The sequence below is a fragment of the Dickeya sp. CFBP 2040 genome (genome assembly GCF_012273755.1).
GTDB classification, from domain to species: domain Bacteria; phylum Pseudomonadota; class Gammaproteobacteria; order Enterobacterales; family Enterobacteriaceae; genus Dickeya; species Dickeya poaceiphila.
This window is the reverse complement of the sequence record NZ_JAAVXH010000116.1, coordinates 1-902: the sequence shown is the minus strand read 5'-3', so window position 1 is coordinate 902 and position 902 is coordinate 1. Positions and strand designations below refer to the sequence as shown.

General features: G+C 43.6%; 1 protein-coding gene. It reads right to left on the bottom strand.

Features of this window, described 5'->3' with window-relative positions:
• On the bottom strand, positions 1-449 hold a 449-nt coding region (locus Dpoa2040_RS18285; protein ID WP_210424009.1), incomplete at its 3' end, for a hypothetical protein.
• Positions 450-902 lie beyond the last annotated feature (453 nt).

Here is a 902-nt window from a genome sequence, read left to right as displayed (position 1 = left end):
GAAAGACGATTTCTTTGTGTGGTGCTGAGCCTTCTGGCGCTATTTTGAGCTTCGCTGAAATATAATTGTAGAAATGCGTTACTGACCCAACGGCAAGTTGTTGCCGCGCCCGGAATGGCACCCGCTTTGGTGCCGGACAGTAAAACATTCGCCGTACTGATTGGGTCGGTGGGAGGCGTCCATAATCTGAAGACGGCCGCAGCTGTTGCGCCACAGATAGTTCCAATTGCATTTGCGCCATCAGCTGCGGTTATCGTGTGGTCGCCTCTGGTGACATAACTCAGCACCGAATTTAACGTTCCCCAGCTACCCCATGCTCCCGCAGCAACTGCACCATATATGAGTATTTTGTATTGCTCGCTGGTAAGCGCATAAGATGAAGGAATACTCGCCATGCTTATTGCAATGGGTAAGCACAGCCATTTAATGAATCGTTTCTTTAGGATCATTGTAATCACCATATTCAATCACTATATTTAATATGTCACCCGCGTTATCGTCAGGAGTATTATTTCAGGAATAGGCGTTGCCCAGAAATATGCCTGCCTGCGACGTTCGCTGGCATGATAGAAAAACTAAAAGGTACATTGATTAAGCGTCTCTGGGATTTATTTACCCCCTGTAGGTTATAGTGGTATTTACGCGGGTGTTATATGGCAAAATCCTGCCTTGTCATCTCCTGAATACTTCCAGGTCAACACACCGCCGCCTTTACTGCCTCGATAGTTTTCAATCAGAGTGTTATGATGTTTCTGGTTGTATGAATAGTATTATTTTTCTTATTGGGTAAAGGCTGTTTTTTATTTTACATTGTCGATAATCACAACTTTATTGATAATGTTGATTAATGCCAGTCAGTCAATTGCTTAACTGACTGGCATTTTTTATTCTTGCAGAATCTA